Here is a 16,069-nt window from a genome sequence, read left to right as displayed (position 1 = left end):
AGCCGGCCTGCGGCATTAAAAACGACAATGGGCGAAGCGGACTTCGCCACCTGGAGGAAATTCAAGATGAGCCAGAAAACCGTGCGCCTGACCATGGCACAGGCCGTGGCGCGGTTCATGACCCGGCAGATGACGATCATCGATGGCAAGCGCGTGCCGATCTTCGGCGGCGTCTTCGCGATCTTCGGCCATGGCAACGTCGCCGGCGTCGGCGAGGCGCTCTACGCCATCCGCGAAACCCTGCCGACCTACCGCGCCCAAAACGAGCAGGGCATGGCGAACGCTGCGATCGCCTTTGCCAAGGCGAGCTTCCGCCGCCGCTTCATGGCCTGCACGAGCTCGATCGGCCCCGGCGCCCTCAACATGGTCACCTCGGCGGCCCTCGCCCATGTCAACCGCCTGCCTGTCCTGTTCCTGCCCGGCGACGTCTTCGCCAACCGCCGGCCCGATCCGGTGCTGCAGCAGGTGGAAAACTTCGGCGATGCCACCATCTCGGCCAATGACTGCTTCCGTCCGGTGTCGCGCTATTTCGACCGTATCACCCGGCCGGAACAGATCATCCCGGCGCTTCGCCGCGCCATGCAGGTGCTGACCGATCCGGCCGATTGCGGTCCCGTGACGCTGTCGCTCTGCCAGGACGTGCAGGCGGAAGCCTATGACTATCCGGAATCCTTCTTCGAAGAGAAGATCTGGGTGCCGCGCCGCATCGAACCGGACCTCGACGAGTTGGCATCGGCGATCGAATTGCTCAAGTCCGCGAAGAAGCCGATCATTATCGCCGGCGGCGGCGTGCTCTATTCCGAAGCGACCGCAGACCTCGCTAACTTTGCAGAAAGGCACGGCATCCCAGTCGTCGAGACGCAGGCCGGCAAGTCCGCATTGCCGCATTCGCATCCGTTCAACATGGGCTCGGTCGGCGTCACCGGGACCTCCGCGTCCAACCGGCTTGCCGAGGAGACCGACCTGGTGCTCGCCGTCGGCTCGCGCCTCCAGGACTTCACCACCGGTTCCTGGGCGCTCTTCAAGAACGACGAGATGAAAATCATCGGCCTCAATGTCCAGCCCTTCGACGCCGGTAAGCACAACGGCCTGCCGCTGATCTGCGACGCGCGGGTCGGCCTCAACCGCCTGTCCGGCGGGCTCGGTGGCTACACGGTCGACCGGAGCTGGACGGAAAAGGCGAAGGCCGGCAAGGCCGAATGGATGGCCGCGGCCGACAAGGCGACGGCCACGACCAATGCGGCGCTGCCCTCCGACGCCCAGGTGATCGGTGCCGTCCAGCGCGCCCGCGGCGGCAACAAGACGACGCTCGTCTGCGCCGCCGGCGGTCTGCCCGGCGAGCTGCACAAGCTCTGGCAGGCGGAAGAGCCCGGCGGCTACCACATGGAATACGGCTTCTCGACAATGGGCTACGAGGTTGCCGGCGGCCTCGGCGTCAAGCTTGCCAGGCCCGAGCGCGACGTGATCGTCATGGTCGGCGACGGCAGCTACATGATGCTGAACTCGGAGATCGCCTCGTCGATCATGCTCGGCGCCAAGTTCACCATCGTTCTCCTCGACAATGCCGGCTACGGCTGCATCAACCGGCTGCAGATGGAGACCGGCGGCGCCAACTTCAACAATCTGCTTCAGGACACGCATCACGTAGAACTGCCGCAGATCGACTTCGCCGCGCACGCCGCCGCCATGGGAGCCGTCACCCGCAAGGTCGGCTCGATACCCGAACTCGAAGCGGCGCTTGCCGAAACCGCCAACGAGGCCCGCACCACGGTGATCGTCATCGACACCCATCCGCTGATCACGACCGAGGCCGGCGGCCATTGGTGGGACGTCGCCGTTCCGGAAGTCTCGGAGCGCGAGCAGGTGAAGGTGGCCCGCGACGGTTACGAGAAGGCACTGCAGTCGCAGCGCTTCGGTTGATCTCAATAAACCACGGGTTCCAGTACATTCAGGGGCCCCTCTCCTCGGGTTTAACCCGAGGACTAGCCCTCTCCCGCAGGCGGGGAGAGGGGACTTCGGAGGCCGCGGCATATCCCTTCTCCTCGTCCTTACGGGGAGAAGGTGGCGGCAGCCGGTTGAGGGGCATTGCGCCAAAAGATAACGAAGCAACCGCTTCGAGCAGACAAACCAGAAAGTGAGACCATGATCCGCTACGGAACCAACCCGATCGCCTGGAGCAACGACGACGACCATTCGATCGGCGCGCATCTGACGCTCGAGGACTGCCTCTCCGATTGCCAGAAGATCGGCTTCGACGGCATCGAGAAGGGCCACAAGATGCCGTCCGATCCGGAGGCGCTGAAGCAGAAGCTCGGATCCTACGACCTCGTCTTCGTCTCCGGCTGGCACTCGACCAATCTCTTGACCCATGACGTCGAGGCCGAGAAAAAGGCCATCCAGCCGCATCTCGATCTTTTGAAGCACAATGGCTGCAAGGTGGCGATCGTCTGCGAGACCTCGAACGCCATCCATGGCGACGATTCCAGGTCGCTCGTCAGGGACAAGCCGGTGCTGCCGGCCGATCAGTGGAAGAATTTCGGCGCGGATCTCGAGGTGATCGCTGAGTATTGCGCCGACCAGGGCATCGACCTCGTCTATCACCACCACATGGGCACGATCGTCCAGAGCGGCGAGGAGATCGACCTGTTGATGGAAAACACAGGGCCGGCGACGAAGCTGCTGCTCGACACCGGGCACGCCTGGTTCGGCGGCTCCGATCCGGTGGAAGTGGCGAAGAAATACATGGACCGCGTCCGTCACATTCATTGCAAGAACGTCCGTCCGACGGTCCGCAAAGTGGTTGAAGGCGAAGGACTCTCATTCCTCGAAGGCGTGCGCCGCGGCGTCTTCACGGTACCCGGCGATGCCGAAGGCGGTGTCGACTTCCTGCCGGTGCTGAAAATCGCCGCCGAACACGGCTATGATGGCTGGCTGGTGATCGAGGCCGAGCAGGATTCGGCGGTGCGCAATCCGTTCGAATACCAGTCCTTGGGCCTGAAATCGTTGAAGGCGTTTGCGAAGGAAGCGGGGCTGGACAAGTAAGCTCTTATTCGTTGGCAGCGCCCCCTCATCCGGCTGCCGCCACCTTCTCCCCGCTCGCGGGGAGAAGGGATATGCAGCGCCGCTTAAAGTCCCCTCTCCCCCTGCAGGGAGAGGGTTAGTCTTCGGGTTAAACCCGAGGAAAGGGGCGGGCCGAGACGCGGCTACAAGGAAGAAAATCAGGAGACCGTCACATGTCCAAACTGCTCGTCAAACCGAAGGCGCAAACCGGTCTGGTCCAGGACATCACGCCGGAGAGCGCCGGCTGGACCTATGTCGGTTTCGCGCTTAACCGGCTGAAGCCAGGGGAAAAGACCGGCGGCGAAGCGGGCGAGAAGGAATTCTGCCTGGTGCTTGTCAGCGGCAGGGCGAAGATCTCCGTCGACGGCGAGGATTTCGGGGAACTCGGCGAGCGCATGACGCCCTTCGAGGGTCAGCCATATGCCGTCTATGTGCCGAAGGGCAGCGCATGGCAGGCCGAAGCCACGACCGACCTCGAGCTCGCCGTCTGCTCCGCACCCGGTGGCGAAGGCTTCGAGGCGAAGGTGATCCACCCCGGCACGCATCCGCAGATGACGCGCGGCAAGGGCACCAATACCCGCTACGTCACCAATATCATGCCGGAGGACGACGGCTCGGCTCAGTCGCTGCTGGTCGTCGAGGTGATCACGCCGGGCGGCCACACCTCCTCCTACCCGCCGCACAAGCACGACCAGGACAACCTGCCGGCCGAAAGCTATCTCGAGGAAACCTATTACCACCGCCTCAACCCGCCGCAGGGCTTTGCCATGCAGCGCGTCTACACGGACGACCGATCGCTCGACGAGACCATGGCGGTGGAAGACGGCGACGTGGCGCTCGTCCCGAAGGGCTACCATCCGGTCGCCGCCATTCACGGCTACGACTCGTATTATCTCAACGTCATGGCCGGGCCGAAGCGGATCTGGAAGTTCCACAATGCCAAGGAACACGAGTGGCTGTTCACCGGCATCTGAGCCGGGGCGGCAATACACTCGACGAAACGGGCGGGCGCCCTATCGTATCTTGCTGAGGCAAAGCGACGAGGAGCCCTCCCATGCACATCGACGGCCAGTGCCATTGCGGCTTCGTCACCTATGAGGCGGAAATCGATCCCGAGGACGTCTCGATCTGTCACTGCACCGATTGCCAGAAACTCACCGGTTCCGCCTATCGCGTGACCGCGAGCGCGCCGCGCGCCTCCTTCCGGCTCACCGGCGGCGAACCGAAGCTCTACGTCAAGATCGCCGAGAACGGGCGCAAAAGGCTGCAATTCTTCTGCCCGCAATGCGGCTCGCCGGTCTATACCACGGGCACGGATGAGGACGCGGAGGAGATCGGCATCCGTGTCGGCACGATCAACCAGCGGGCCGAACTCACGCCGCGTTCGCAGATCTGGTGCTCCTCCGCCCTGCCTTGGGTCGGCGACATAAGCGCGCTGCCGGGGCGGCCGCGGGAATAAGAGAGGGTGTTGATACCCCCTCTGCCCTGCCGGGCATCTCCCTCACAAGGGTGGAGATTGGCCAGAAGCAATGCCTTGGCCGACCTTAAATCCGACAATGCCGAGGTCGCCGAGGCAACGGCATGTCTCAGTGTAGTTGATTGAGCAGGACATCGCCGCTTGCCGATCTCCCCCCATGCGGGGTAGATGCCCGGCAGGGCAGAGGGGGGTGCGACCCAGGGGTACTCCGCAGATCCGACCCCGCGCAATCTCCGCGTACCACTACGCCACCGGATAGGGCCCCTCGGCGAACACCGTATCATGGTAGCCCTTCGAGCCGATCTCACGCGCCAAGGGACTTCGGAAATCCTCATCCCGGCGAAGGCAAGAAAGCGCGTGCCGGAAATCATATTTGGGCCGCCAGCCGAGAGACGAGATTGCCCGGGCACTCACATAAACCCGGTCGATCGACGGAAAGAGCTTCCAGCCCCGCTCTGCATAGAACGCTTCGCATTCCGGGAATCGGCGCAGGACGACGCGCGCGGCGTCCGTCCTGAGCTCGGCCAGGTCGTTAGGCGAAAAGGGCGTCGGCGCCGAGACGATATAGCGCCCGAAGCCAATCTCCTCTGCCCGCTCCAGCGCCGCCAGATGCGCGCTCACCACGTCTTCGACATCGGCCCGGCGGTAGAGGAGTTCGTTCGCCTGAGCATTCTCCGTTTCATAGCGGCCCCGGATTTCCGCATCGTCGTCGGCCTCGGGAAAAAATCGGGAGGTGCGCAGAATGAGGGTGGGCAGCCGGTGCCGCCGGGCGAAGAGTTCGCAGAGTCCTTCCGCCGCAAGCTTGCTTGTGCCGTAGATATTGCGTGGAATCGGCGTGACATCCTCGGTGATCCAGGCGGCCGGCGCGCCAGGCGCCGGCGTCAGCGCGGAACCGAAAGCGCTGGTGGTGCTGGTAAAGACGAAGGCGCCGACGCCCGCATCGGCTGCGGCCTCGAGCAGGTTGAGCGTCCCGGTGATATTGGTATCGACGAATTCCGAATAGCCGTGCGTCGCCACATGCGGTTTGTGCAGTGTCGCCGCATGGATGACGGCTCGCACGCCCTTGACGGCGTGCCGGACGAAGACGGGATCGGCGATCGAGCCGAGATGGTCGCTGAATTCCGAGGGCTTGATGTCGACACCGCGCACCGGGCGCCCCGCCCGGCGCAATACTCGCATCAGCGCCTCGCCGAGATGGCCAGCGCTTCCCGTCACCAGAATTGTCATCCGTTCGCTCCTCGTTTCCTGGAAGGCTAAACGCGGCCGGCGAGGAGCGACAAGGCATAAATTATACCCCCGCGATCACGTCAGCGTCGTCACCAGGCGGCCGATCGCTCCGTCCGAAAGTGGAATGCGTTCCCACAGCACGCTGCCCGCGAGGATCGGCACGTCGTCGCGGCCGTTCGGCCCCGTCGCGACGACAAGCGACGACGTCTGGCCGTGATACCAGCCAAGGTCTTGAAGCGTCGCCTCAGCCTGCTGAATGCCCTCCGACGCATAACGGAACATCGGCGTTCCGAGCATATCTCGTCGCCATTCCTTCCGCCGGGCCGGCGACGCCGCCAGCAGCCGATGCGAGTGGTCGCAAATCAGATGGACGCGCGCTGTCGAGGTTTCGACGAGCCGCCTGATGGCCGCATCGGCGGCGGATGCCTGAGGTGCGAAGAGGCGTTCGAGAGCGGCTCGCTGATCCTCGGCGGGCATCAGGACGCCGGTCTCCCAGCGCGATACCGTCGCCTGCGTGACGCCCAGGAGCTCCGCCACGTGGCTCTGCTTGATGCCGCGCATGAGGCGCAAGCGCTTCAACGCGCGTCCTGTGTAAAGCATTGCCACCTCCTCGAAGCCGAACCGCGTGCCGCTTTGCCGCAGGACAACGGAAAGGCTATACCAGCATCGGGCCCAACGAAGAACACAGACGGCGATCGGATCGTGATGAAAGGCCAATTCAGGGTGATGCCGCGCCGCATTGACGGGGTCGACGTGGTCGAAGCCGCGACACGCCATCGCTTCGCGCGCCACACCCATGAGCAATTCGGCATCGGCCTCATTCACCAAGGCGCGCAGAGTTCGCTGAGTGGGCGCGGCACCGTCGAGGCGGAAGCCGGCGACGTGATCACCGTCAATCCGGGCGAGGTCCACGACGGCGCGCCGGTCGGCGACGCCGGTCGCTCCTGGCGGATGCTCTATCTCGCGCCGTCGCTGATCGAGGCTGTCGTCAGCGACATCAGCGAAGGACGAATGCGGACCTGCGAGTTCGCCGTTCCGGTCATCCGCAACGTTGTCCTCGCGGCCCGCTTTCGCGCCCTCTTCGCGGCTGCAGCGACCGCAGTCGGCGCCGAGGCGACGCTTCGCTGGGAAGAACTGGCGGTGACGTTGCTTGCCGAGGCGATGCATCTTGTCCCCAGATCCGCCACCGGGCAAAAAGTGCCCGCTTCGATCGCAGCGGCGATCAGTCTGATCGACGACGATCCGCTGACGCCGCTCACCTTGGCGGACCTCGCCCGCGAAAGCGGCTTGAGCCGCTTCCAGGTCGTGCGCGGCTTTGCCAAGGCGACCGGCCTGACGCCGCATGCCTATCTCATGCAACGGCGCATCGATATCGTCCGTCGGCTGATCGGCGAGAGCACGCCGCTTGCGGAGGCGGCGATTGCCGGCGGTTTTGCCGACCAGAGCCATATGACGCGGCTATTCGTCCGCAAATATGGGTTTTCGCCAGGCGCCTATGCGCGGGCTGTCGGCATGTCGCCCAAAAGTGCGCAGCGGTTTTGGGACATCGACATGCACAAAAACAAAGACCCAAAGCGCGTGGCATGAATATGGTTGAATGCGACGCGCTTTAGGACCTGCAATTCCGTTCAAGACCTCCGCCCCCCTATCCGATTTTCTGCCGTCAGCAATCACGGATGGCGGGCAGCATGTCGAAGCAAGCTCAGGGATACTTCTATCTTTCTCTCGCGATGGTTCTTGTGGGGAGCACGGTTGCTGCGAGCAAGATCATCGCGGCCGGCCTGCCGCCTTTCACCGCAACGGCGCTGCGTTTCGCCATCGCCTTCCCGCTCTTGCTGCTGCTGATGCGGCGAACCCGAACGCCGTGGCCGCGGCTCCCAAGGGGCGACTGGCTCATCCTTTTTCTGCAGGCCGGCGCCGGCAGCGTCGGCTATACGACCCTGCTCATTTCCGGCTTGAAGCTCACCCCCGCGGCAGATGCCGGCGTGATCATCGGTACGCTTCCCGTCGTCTCGGCGGCGATCGCCATCGTCATTCTTGGTGAAAGACCGCATCCCTCGACGCTTCTCGCGATCGCTCTTGCCGCCGCAGGCGTGCTGACGATCGTTTTTCGATCGGAGACCGGCGGCATGCATTCGCTCACCGGTAGCGTGCTGATCTTCTGCGCCGTCATCTGCGAAGGGCTGTTCATCCTCCTCAACAAGCGTTTGAAGCGCGCAATCCCACCGCTGACCCTATCCAGTCTGATGGCCGGCCTCGGCGGCGTGATCGCCGCGCCGATTGCGCTTGCGGAGGTTCCCTGGGCCGGATCGACAACCACGGCCACGCCGTCGCGTATTATGCACTGGTGCCGACCGTCGGCGGCTTCCTGCTCTGGTATGCGGGGCTGGCCAAGGTGAGCGGTACCGAAGCGTCGGTCTTCACAGCGCTTGCGCCCGTTTCCGCCGTGCTTTTCGCCTTTGCGGTGCTCGGCGAGCCGCTGACTCGTCATCAGCTGCTCGGCATCGGCTGCGTCCTTGCCGCGGTGCTCTGCCTCGGCCGTTCCAGACCGACGACTCCGGGCAGCCTACGGATACGACCCGAACCTCATTGAACAGGAGCAGTCTCATGCATTTCCGTCACTCGACCGATATCTGGACAGAGTTCCCCGAACTTGCGGCGGGCGTCCTCCATGTCGAGGGCATCCATCGGGACGTGCCCGTCGCAGCCCATGCCACTGAGTTCGAGGCCGTCGCGAAAGCCCGACTTGCAGAAGCCGCAGAGGGTGATCTTCCCGAAATACAGGCCTGGCGCCGCGCCTTTTCGCGCATGGGGATGAAGCCGACGCAATATCGCTCAGCCTCCGAGGCGCTGCTCAGGCGGTTCAGGAAGGAGGGAACACTACCCAAAATCCATCCGCTGATCGATCTTTGCAATGCGGCTTCGCTCGCCTTTGCCATTCCGATCGCAGTCTTCGATCTCGACAAGGTGGCGGCCCATCTCGAGGTGCGGCACGCTGACGGCGACGAGATCTACATGACATTTGCCGGCGACATCGAACATCCTGAGCCGCGGGAGGTCATCTTCACCGACGCCGAGAAACGTGCCCATGCGCGACGCTGGACCAACCGCCAGAGCGGTTATTCGGCCGTGCGCGACGAGACAAAGCGCGTGCTGGTCGTCGCCGAGGCGCTGCATGCCGGCGCGGCGGCCGACGTGAAACGGCTGACCGACGAACTCGGCGCCGCCATCCGCGCCGTCTGGTCCGTCGAGCCTCGATGCGCGATATTGGGCCGGACGGCGCCGCGTCTTGATTGCTGAACGGCCACCATTCGCTTGGTCATCGCCTCACTGCTGCCAAAAAGCTTTGAACGGCTAAGGCGCGTTCCAACCGCGACAGCGAGGATCAAATCCATGCTTGATGGAGGCGTTCCATCACTTGCTGCGCCCAACTGATTCTCGCGCTGCGAATGTCATTCTCGTGGGGGTCGATCACGCCGCCTTGGCGACGTGATATTCCTTGATCGCCACCATTTTGATCGCCGGGTAGCGTTCCGACTCGTAGCGCAGCGAGAAGCCGTCCTGGGCCATGAACACCGGGTCGCCATCGAGGTCGCGGGCGATGTCGCCGCGCCGCGCCGCGATAAACTTTTCGAGTTCGGCGGGATTGTCGGCGGAGACCCAGCGGCAGACGGAGAAACGCGACATTTCGAAGGAGACGGGCAGGCCGTATTCCGCCTGCAGGCGCTCCTTCAGCACGTCGAGCTGCAGCGCGCCGACAACGCCGACGATGGCAGGCGCACCGTCATCGGGGGAGAAGAGCTGCACGACGCCCTCCTCCGCCATCTGCTGCAGCGCCTCCTTCAGCTTCTTCGCCTTCATCGCGTCCTCGAGCCGCACGCGGCGGAGGATTTCCGGCGCGAAGTTCGGCACGCCTTGGAAAACGAGCGGCTCGCCTTCCGTCAGCGTATCGCCGATCCGAAGCGTGCCGTGGTTCGGGATGCCCACCACGTCGCCGGCAAAGGCCGTATCGGCGAGCTGGCGCTGCGAGGCAAAGAAGAACTGCGGGGCGGTAAGCCCCATCTGCTTGCCGGTGCGCGACAGGCGCGCCTTCATGCCGCGCTCGAGCTTGCCCGAGCAGACACGGACGAAGGCGATGCGATCGCGGTGGTTCGGGTCCATGTTCGCCTGGATTTTGAAGACGAAGGCGGTCATCCGGTCGTCGGTCGCCTCGACGGTGCGGATGTCGGCGACCTGGGCGCGCGGCGGCGGCGCGAAGTCGCTGAGCGCATTGATCAGGTCGCGAACGCCGAAATTGCGGAGCGCCGAGCCGAAGAAGACCGGCGTCAGATGGCCCTCGAGGAAGGCTTTGCGGTCGAAGGGCTTGCAGGCCTCGATCGCCAGCATCGTCTCCTCGATGAAGGCGTCGCGCTCGTTCTCCGGCAGGCGATGCGAGGCCATTTCCGGATCGTTGACCTTGGTCAGCCGCTCCTGCGTGTCGGCGCCGCGCACCTCGTTGGTGGCAAGATGATACGTGCCGCAGAAGGTTTTCGAACGGCCGATCGGCCAAGTGACCGGCGCACAGTCGAGTGCCAGCTTTTGCTCGACCTCGTCGAGGATCTCGAAGGGGTCGCGGCTCTCGCGGTCCATCTTGTTGACGAAGGTAATGATCGGAATGTCGCGCAGGCGGCACACCTCGAAGAGCTTGAGCGTGCGCGGCTCGATGCCCTTGGCGGCGTCGATCACCATGACGGCCGCGTCGACCGCCGTCAGCGTGCGATAGGTATCGTCGGCAAAGTCCTCGTGACCGGGCGTGTCGAGCAGGTTGAAGACCGTGTCGTCGTATTCGAAGGTCATCACCGAGGTGACGACCGAGATGCCGCGCTCGCGCTCGATCTTCATCCAGTCGGAACGGGTCTGGATGCGGTCCTTCTTGGCCTTCACCTCGCCGGCGAGCTGGATCGCGCCGCCGAAGAGCAGCAGCTTTTCGGTGAGGGTCGTCTTACCGGCGTCCGGGTGCGAAATGATCGCAAATGTGCGGCGGCGGGAAACCGCCTCGGCAATGCTTTCGGCCATGATCTGAGTATCCTGTGAGTTGCCGCGTCCTTTACAGGCTCGGACGGCAATATGCAATTGACTGCCGGGAGACCGATCCTGCTTATGGCGGAATGGCCATGCACAATTCCATAGACCACCCTGCTCTCGCTCTCGTCCGTCTGCCGCACGCGCGAGACCTCGACCTGCCTGCCTATGAGACGGCCGGGGCCGCGGGCATGGACCTGCGAGCCGCCGTGCCCGCTGATCAGCCGATGACGATTGCGCCCGGCGCTCGCGCGCTGGTGCCCACGGGCTTCATCTTCGAGATCCCCGCCGGCCACGAGGGCCAGGTGCGACCGCGCTCCGGACTTGCCTTCAAGCACGGCATCACTTGCCTCAACACGCCGGGCACGATCGACAGCGACTATCGCGGCGAAGTGAAGGTGCTGCTCATCAATCTCGGCGAGACGGATTTCATCGTCGAGCGCGGCATCCGCATCGCCCAGATGGTGATCGCCCCGGTGATCCAGGTGGCGATCCGCGAGGCAGACGGCGCCGCGCCGACCGAGCGCGGCGCCGGCGGTTTCGGCTCGACGGGAGCTAACTGATGCATGTCCGCCAAAAGTGTGCAGCGGTTTTGGGATAACGACATGCATAAACAAGAATCTATAGCGGCGGCAGGCGCCGCTTGACCGGCGTCGACTTAACGATCGAGGTGTTGGTCTGCGCCTTTTCGGCGATGCGATCGAGGATCGTGTCGAGCTCGCCCATGTCACGGACGAGCATCTTGGCGATGAAGCAATCGTCACCGGTGATCTTGTCGCATTCGACGATTTCCGGTGTCTCCTGGATCAGTTTTTCGACGATGTGCAGCATGCCCGGCATCGGCCGGACGCGGACCACCGCCTGCAGCGGATAGCCGAGCCGCGCCGGGTTGACGGAGACGGTAAAGCCGTTGATCACGCCACGCTCGTCTAGCTTGCGCAGCCTCTCGGCAGCGCTCGGCGAGGAGAGCCCCGCTTCCAGCGCGAGTTCCTTCAGCGACACGCGGGCGTTCGCGGCGAGAATTTCCAGGATACGACGGTCAAGTTCGTCCAGCATCGGCAACTCCGTAAGTCAACTTGGGAAGTTCCCCTTACACAATTAGGCATTCTCTCACAATCTCCTTCGCCAATCCATATATTCGCATCAGCAGACTCATTACTCTGGCGGTCAAGTCATCAGTGGAGCGAGAGCGATGAACAAGGATTTGCGGCGCGGAAGCGCGGAAATGACGGCGGCAATGCTGATATCGGGAACGATCGGCTGGTTCGTACTGATGTCGGGACAGCCGGTCGCCGGCGTCGTCTTTTGGCGCTGCGTCTTCGGGGCCGTGACGCTCGCAATCCTTGCCGCAGCCCTCGGCCTCATCGATCTCAGGCACTTGCGTCCGAAGGTCGTCGGGCTTTCCGTGCTCGGCGGTGTGGCGATCGTCGTCAACTGGCTGCTGCTTTTCGAAGCCTATTCGCACGCCTCGATCTCGATTGCGACGATGGTCTACAACACGCAGCCCTTCATGCTGCTCGGGCTCGGGGCGCTTTTCCTCGGCGAGAAGATCACCCCAACCAAGCTGTTCTGGCTCTCGGTCGCCTTCATCGGCATGCTGGCGATCGTCTCCGCAAAGCCGGCGGGCGGAGCCGGAACCGGTCATTATCTCGCAGGGATCGCCCTCTCGCTCGGCGCCGCCTTCTTCTACGCCATTGCGGCGATCGTCACCAAGCTGCTCAAGGGCACGCCGCCGCAGCTTATCGCGCTGATCCAGGTCTTGACCGGCGCGGCGATGCTCGCCCCCTTTGCCATGACGGCGCCGCTGCCGCAGAGCGCAATCCAGTGGACCTTGCTGATCACCATCGGCGTCGTCCACACCGGCATCATGTACATCCTGCTCTATGGCGCGATCCAGCGGCTGCCGACCCATGTGACGGGCGCGCTTTCTTTCATCTACCCGATCGCCGCAATCCTGGTCGACCGCATTGCCTTCGGGCACCAATTGCAGCCCGTGCAGATCCTGGGATCGGCCGCGATCCTGCTGGCAGCGGCCGGCACCAATCTCGGCTGGACGCTTCGTTCGGCCCCACGTATCAAGCAGCACGCCGAACGGAGCGCCTGATGATCACCTGCTATTTGAAATACGTCATCGATCCTTACAAGCTCAAGGAATTCGAGCATTACGCCAAGCTCTGGATTCCGCTGGTGAACCGGCTCGGCGGCAGCCATCACGGCTATTTCATGCCGCATGAGGGCGCCAACAATATTGCGCTCGCGCTCTTCAGCTTTCCCTCGCTCGCAGCCTACGAGACCTATCGCGAGCAGATGGCCGCCGATCCTGAATGCCAAGCGGCCTTCGCCTATGCCGAGGAGACGCGCTGCATTCTAAGCTACGAGCGCAGCTTCATGCGTCCAGTGTTTGAATGAGCTCGCTTGACGCCGCGGCTCCATCGCGCTCGATGCACTCCGCTACGAGCGCTTGTAGGCGCCACAAATTGCGATCTCGAATGCCCCTGGCTTCAAGATGCGTTACCGTGTTGAGGAGATACTCCGCGCCCGAGCCGACATGGCCGCAGGCGCGCGCCAGGACTTCGGCGACGGCCTCGAGAGGAAGGCTTCCGGTATAGAATGACGAAGCGCGGTTCATGACGAAACCCAGAGCGGGAACGGATCCCTGCCCCGTCTCGACCTTGATCCAGCGGGGCATGCTGTTGGGCGGCTTATAGGTGAACTCACGCCGGAACAGCCTTCCGAGCTGGCCTTCGAGGTCGTCGTTCGGCAGTTCGTAGAGAACGCCGCGGCACTGCCCGCCGCGGTCGAGGGCCATCATCAGACCCGGCTCATCGGGTGTGCCCCGAAAGCGAAGCATCCGCAAGCAGAACGAACGATGCCAGCCCCGGGCGATGCCGATCTCTTCCCTGACATGCTCGATCTCCGGCCTCCAGATCAGTGATCCATAGGCGAAGAGCAAGGTTGGCAAGCCCGGAGCCGGATGGCACTTCATTATCCGCGCCACCCAGTGGTCATAGTCCGCATCTGTGTGCAGTTGCGCTCCGGATCCCGGACCGCCGTCCGCAATCGCTCTGTGGACCTGCGCAACATGGGCCGCGGTCAAGCTGAAGGATGTTGATCTGCCGGACATGGTCAAAATCTCCGCCGAAGAGGATCGCGCAACGGTCCCCCGGGTGCAAGCTGGCCTTTCACGGGTGACCTCGCCTACCGGCGCGCCTCGGCAGCCATGCTGACGGCGAGGCTGGCGAGCACGGTGCTCATCATCCAGCGCTGCACCAGCATGAAGAGGGGCCGGCCTGCGAGGAAGGCGGCGATCGACCCGGCGGTCACCGCGATCAGCACATTGACGCTGACGCTGATTGCGATCTGCAGGCTGCCGAAAACGAGCGACTGCAGGAGCACGCTTCCGGATTCCGGTCGGATGAACTGCGGCAGCAGCGAAAGGTAGAGCGCCGCCACCTTCGGATTGAGCAGGCTGGTGACGAGGCCCCTGACGAAGAGCTTGCGCGGTCCGTCCTGCGGCAGGTCGCGGACCTGGAACGGCGAGCGACCGCCGGGCTTCACGGCCTGCCAGGCGAGGAAGAGGAGATAGAGTGCGCCGGCGAAGCACAGCACGTTGTGGGCGAAGGGAACCGCGAGCAACAGGGCGGTGATGCCGAGCGCGGCGAAGACCATGTAGAAGACGAAGCCGAGTGCCACGCCGCCGAGCGAGACAAGGCCGGCGCCCGGGCCTTGGCAGATCGAACGGGAGATCAGGTAGATCATGTTCGGTCCCGGCGTCAGTACCATGCCGAGCGCAATCAGCGCGAAGCCGATGAGATTGTGAGTTTCGGGCAAGGCCGTTCCCCTTCCGCAATTTTTCCGGAACGTGCACGGCTCAACGAGTCGCTAGCAACGCCGTTCTTGTCACCGGGTCAATTTTTGCGAGCGATGGTGCGGCGTTCTCAAGCGGAACTTTCCACGCCGTGCTATCCACCGACCGGAAAAACATGCTCCAACCGGCGGGTTTGCTATCGCTTTTTCCTTCGCCTGCCCGCATCCGGCGCTTTCCCGCTCTGGAATGGACCGTTGATTGTTCCTATTCTCATGACAACCATCTTGAGCAACGGGAGAAGCACAATGCCAGAAGCGCGCAAGCCCGGCCGCGGCCGCGTCTTTTCATCAATCACCGAAACGATCGGCGACACTCCCATCGTGCGGCTGGACAGGCTCGCCAGCGAAAAGGGCGTGAAGGCGAACCTGCTTGCCAAGCTCGAGTTCTTCAATCCGATCGCCTCGGTCAAGGACCGCATCGGCGTCGCGATGATCGAAGCGCTTGAGGCGGAGGGCAAGATCGAGCCCGGCCGGACGACGCTGATCGAGCCGACATCGGGCAATACCGGCATAGCGCTTGCCTTCGTGGCCGCCGCTAAAGGCTACAGGCTGATCCTCACCATGCCCGAAACGATGTCGGTCGAGCGGCGCAAGATGCTGTCGCTGCTCGGCGCCGAATTGGTGCTGACCGAAGGGGCAAAGGGCATGAAGGGCGCCATCGCCAAGGCGCAGGAACTCACCGAGACGCTGCCCGACGCCATCATCCCGCAACAGTTCGAAAACCCGGCCAATCCGGAAATCCATCGCAGGACGACCGCCGAGGAAATCTGGAACGACACCGAAGGCAGCGTCGATATCCTTGTTTCCGGCATCGGCACCGGCGGCACGATCACCGGCGCCGGTCAAGTGCTGAAGGCGCGCAAGCCGTCGGTCAAGGTGATTGCCGTCGAGCCCGAGGAGTCGCCGGTTCTCTCGGGCGGCACGCCGGGACCGCACAAGATCCAGGGCATCGGCGCTGGCTTCGCGCCGCCGATCCTCGACACCTCGATCTATGACGAGGTCGTCACCGTGAATGCGGGCGAAGCGGTCGAAGTGGCACGGCTCGTCGCCACGCTCGAAGGCGTGCCGGTCGGTATCTCCTCCGGCGCCGCGCTCCAGGCGGCGATCGAAGTCGGCCGGCGCGAGGAGAATGCCGGCAAGATGATCGTGGTGATCATTCCGTCCTTTGCGGAGCGTTATCTTTCGACGGTGCTTTTCGAGGGGCTGGGCGGGTAGAGGCGCGGGCACTGCGGAGCGGGATGAGAGGAGGTGCTCGGTTTTCCGCCCATACCGCGCTCGATCCCTTCGCTGTTCAGCGACACGACGATCTCGTGCCAATCGCTGGGCTTGTTCATGAGGTCGGCCTTGGTCGAAGCCGCTTTCGCATTCTCCGCACCT

General features: G+C 63.7%; 15 protein-coding genes and 2 pseudogenes. 11 read left to right on the top strand and 6 right to left on the bottom strand.

Translation table 11 applies throughout. The features are described from left to right. Positions 1 to 66: 66 nt before the first annotated feature. The 4 genes from iolD to CO656_RS09165 all read left to right on the top strand — a co-directional run bounded on the left by iolD (position 67) and on the right by CO656_RS09165 (position 4,519). The gene (gene iolD, locus CO656_RS09180) at positions 67 to 1,920 is read left to right on the top strand and encodes a 3D-(3,5/4)-trihydroxycyclohexane-1,2-dione acylhydrolase (decyclizing) (protein WP_097525663.1); all 1,854 of its coding nucleotides are present in this window, start codon (positions 67 to 69) and stop codon (positions 1,918 to 1,920) included. A gap of 222 nt (positions 1,921 to 2,142) precedes the next feature. Then, positions 2,143 to 3,042 (top strand): myo-inosose-2 dehydratase, encoded by a 900-nt coding sequence (gene iolE / locus CO656_RS09175; protein ID WP_097525518.1) that lies wholly within the window; start codon positions 2,143 to 2,145, stop codon positions 3,040 to 3,042. A gap of 191 nt (positions 3,043 to 3,233) precedes the next feature. Next, positions 3,234 to 4,034: a 5-deoxy-glucuronate isomerase gene (gene iolB / locus CO656_RS09170; protein WP_097525517.1), complete on the top strand. Its 801-nt coding sequence runs from the start codon at positions 3,234 to 3,236 to the stop codon at positions 4,032 to 4,034. Between the two features lie 80 nt (positions 4,035 to 4,114). Next, positions 4,115 to 4,519 carry a GFA family protein gene (locus tag CO656_RS09165; protein WP_037420907.1) on the top strand — a complete coding sequence of 135 codons (405 nt, stop codon included), beginning with the start codon at positions 4,115 to 4,117 and terminating at the stop codon, positions 4,517 to 4,519. Positions 4,520 to 4,780: 261 nt separating this feature from the next. Here the strand turns inward: CO656_RS09165 and CO656_RS09160 are convergent, their stop codons facing one another. Together CO656_RS09160 and CO656_RS09155 are read right to left on the bottom strand one after the other, a co-directional pair. Continuing rightward, entirely contained in the window at positions 4,781 to 5,764 is a 984-nt protein-coding gene (locus CO656_RS09160) for an NAD(P)-dependent oxidoreductase (protein ID WP_097525516.1), read from the bottom strand. Positions 5,765 to 5,839: 75 nt separating this feature from the next. Beyond that, on the bottom strand, positions 5,840 to 6,364 hold the full coding sequence (locus CO656_RS09155; protein WP_037420913.1) for a helix-turn-helix transcriptional regulator: 525 nt from the start codon (positions 6,362 to 6,364) through the stop codon (positions 5,840 to 5,842). Between the two features lie 102 nt (positions 6,365 to 6,466). Between CO656_RS09155 and CO656_RS09150 the strand changes: the two are divergent. The 3 genes and pseudogenes from CO656_RS09150 to CO656_RS09140 all read left to right on the top strand — a co-directional run. Beyond that, positions 6,467 to 7,273: pseudogene (locus CO656_RS09150) on the top strand (AraC family transcriptional regulator); the annotation flags it as partial. A 179-nt stretch (positions 7,274 to 7,452) separates the two neighbouring features. Beyond that, a pseudogene (locus CO656_RS09145) lies at positions 7,453 to 8,357 on the top strand (DMT family transporter). Positions 8,358 to 8,371: 14 nt separating this feature from the next. Continuing rightward, positions 8,372 to 9,064 carry a phenylalanine--tRNA ligase beta subunit-related protein gene (locus CO656_RS09140; protein WP_097525515.1) on the top strand — a complete coding sequence of 231 codons (693 nt, stop codon included), beginning with the start codon at positions 8,372 to 8,374 and terminating at the stop codon, positions 9,062 to 9,064. Between the two features lie 171 nt (positions 9,065 to 9,235). Here CO656_RS09140 and CO656_RS09135 read toward each other — a convergent pair whose 3' ends face one another. Beyond that, positions 9,236 to 10,819, bottom strand: a complete 1,584-nt coding sequence (locus CO656_RS09135; RefSeq protein WP_097525514.1) for a peptide chain release factor 3 — start codon at positions 10,817 to 10,819, stop codon at positions 9,236 to 9,238. 92 nt (positions 10,820 to 10,911) lie between these two features. Between CO656_RS09135 and dut the strand changes: the two genes are divergently transcribed. Next, positions 10,912 to 11,388, top strand: coding sequence for a dUTP diphosphatase (gene dut, locus CO656_RS09130; protein WP_097525513.1), 477 nt, complete (start codon positions 10,912 to 10,914; stop codon positions 11,386 to 11,388). 58 nt (positions 11,389 to 11,446) lie between these two features. Here the strand turns inward: dut and CO656_RS09125 are convergent, their stop codons facing one another. Continuing rightward, the gene (locus tag CO656_RS09125; protein ID WP_097525512.1) at positions 11,447 to 11,881 is read right to left on the bottom strand and encodes an Lrp/AsnC family transcriptional regulator; all 435 of its coding nucleotides are present in this window, start codon (positions 11,879 to 11,881) and stop codon (positions 11,447 to 11,449) included. Positions 11,882 to 12,017: 136 nt separating this feature from the next. Here CO656_RS09125 and CO656_RS09120 point away from each other — a divergent pair, with 136 nt between their 5' ends. Together CO656_RS09120 and CO656_RS09115 are read left to right on the top strand one after the other, a co-directional pair. Beyond that, entirely contained in the window at positions 12,018 to 12,929 is a 912-nt protein-coding gene (locus tag CO656_RS09120; RefSeq protein ID WP_097525511.1) for a DMT family transporter, read from the top strand. Next, complete coding sequence (locus tag CO656_RS09115; protein WP_097525510.1) at positions 12,929 to 13,234, top strand: NIPSNAP family protein; 306 nt, start codon at positions 12,929 to 12,931, stop codon at positions 13,232 to 13,234. Before CO656_RS09120 ends, CO656_RS09115 begins: the two co-directional genes overlap by 1 nt. On the opposite strand, the gene CO656_RS09110 is transcribed toward CO656_RS09115, so the two are convergent. Further along, positions 13,212 to 13,811 (bottom strand): gamma-glutamylcyclotransferase, encoded by a 600-nt coding sequence (locus tag CO656_RS09110; protein WP_348627677.1) that lies wholly within the window; start codon positions 13,809 to 13,811, stop codon positions 13,212 to 13,214. The genes CO656_RS09115 and CO656_RS09110 overlap by 23 nt on opposite strands. Before the next feature lie 212 nt (positions 13,812 to 14,023). Then, positions 14,024 to 14,656, bottom strand: coding sequence for a LysE family translocator (locus CO656_RS09105; RefSeq protein ID WP_097525508.1), 633 nt, complete (start codon positions 14,654 to 14,656; stop codon positions 14,024 to 14,026). Positions 14,657 to 14,938: 282 nt separating this feature from the next. Between CO656_RS09105 and cysK the strand changes: the two genes are divergently transcribed. After that, the gene (gene cysK / locus CO656_RS09100; RefSeq protein ID WP_037420937.1) at positions 14,939 to 15,907 is read left to right on the top strand and encodes a cysteine synthase A; all 969 of its coding nucleotides are present in this window, start codon (positions 14,939 to 14,941) and stop codon (positions 15,905 to 15,907) included. Positions 15,908 to 16,069 lie beyond the last annotated feature (162 nt).

This window comes from Sinorhizobium sp. FG01 (assembly GCF_002531875.1).
In the GTDB taxonomy this organism is placed as follows: domain Bacteria; phylum Pseudomonadota; class Alphaproteobacteria; order Rhizobiales; family Rhizobiaceae; genus Sinorhizobium; species Sinorhizobium fredii_C.
Note: the sequence above shows the minus strand (reverse complement) of the source record. Positions and strands in the feature narration are given on the sequence as shown.

What these genes read in the sequence shown, in the direction of transcription:
- iolE (WP_097525518.1), top strand. Translation starts at nt 2,143, where the DNA reads ATGATCCGCTACGGAACCAACCCGATCGCCTGGAGCAACGACGACGAC.
- CO656_RS09165 (WP_037420907.1), top strand. Translation starts at nt 4,115, where the DNA reads ATGCACATCGACGGCCAGTGCCATTGCGGCTTCGTCACCTATGAGGCG.
- cysK (WP_037420937.1), top strand. Translation starts at nt 14,939, where the DNA reads ATGCCAGAAGCGCGCAAGCCCGGCCGCGGCCGCGTCTTTTCATCAATC.
- CO656_RS09110 (WP_348627677.1), bottom strand. Translation starts at nt 13,811, where the DNA reads ATGAAGTGCCATCCGGCTCCGGGCTTGCCAACCTTGCTCTTCGCCTAT.
- CO656_RS09140 (WP_097525515.1), top strand. Translation starts at nt 8,372, where the DNA reads ATGCATTTCCGTCACTCGACCGATATCTGGACAGAGTTCCCCGAACTT.
- CO656_RS09120 (WP_097525511.1), top strand. Translation starts at nt 12,018, where the DNA reads ATGAACAAGGATTTGCGGCGCGGAAGCGCGGAAATGACGGCGGCAATG.
- CO656_RS09135 (WP_097525514.1), bottom strand. Translation starts at nt 10,819, where the DNA reads ATGGCCGAAAGCATTGCCGAGGCGGTTTCCCGCCGCCGCACATTTGCG.
- CO656_RS09160 (WP_097525516.1), bottom strand. Translation starts at nt 5,764, where the DNA reads ATGACAATTCTGGTGACGGGAAGCGCTGGCCATCTCGGCGAGGCGCTG.
- dut (WP_097525513.1), top strand. Translation starts at nt 10,912, where the DNA reads ATGGCCATGCACAATTCCATAGACCACCCTGCTCTCGCTCTCGTCCGT.
- iolB (WP_097525517.1), top strand. Translation starts at nt 3,234, where the DNA reads ATGTCCAAACTGCTCGTCAAACCGAAGGCGCAAACCGGTCTGGTCCAG.
- CO656_RS09115 (WP_097525510.1), top strand. Translation starts at nt 12,929, where the DNA reads ATGATCACCTGCTATTTGAAATACGTCATCGATCCTTACAAGCTCAAG.
- CO656_RS09155 (WP_037420913.1), bottom strand. Translation starts at nt 6,364, where the DNA reads ATGCTTTACACAGGACGCGCGTTGAAGCGCTTGCGCCTCATGCGCGGC.
- CO656_RS09125 (WP_097525512.1), bottom strand. Translation starts at nt 11,881, where the DNA reads ATGCTGGACGAACTTGACCGTCGTATCCTGGAAATTCTCGCCGCGAAC.
- iolD (WP_097525663.1), top strand. Translation starts at nt 67, where the DNA reads ATGAGCCAGAAAACCGTGCGCCTGACCATGGCACAGGCCGTGGCGCGG.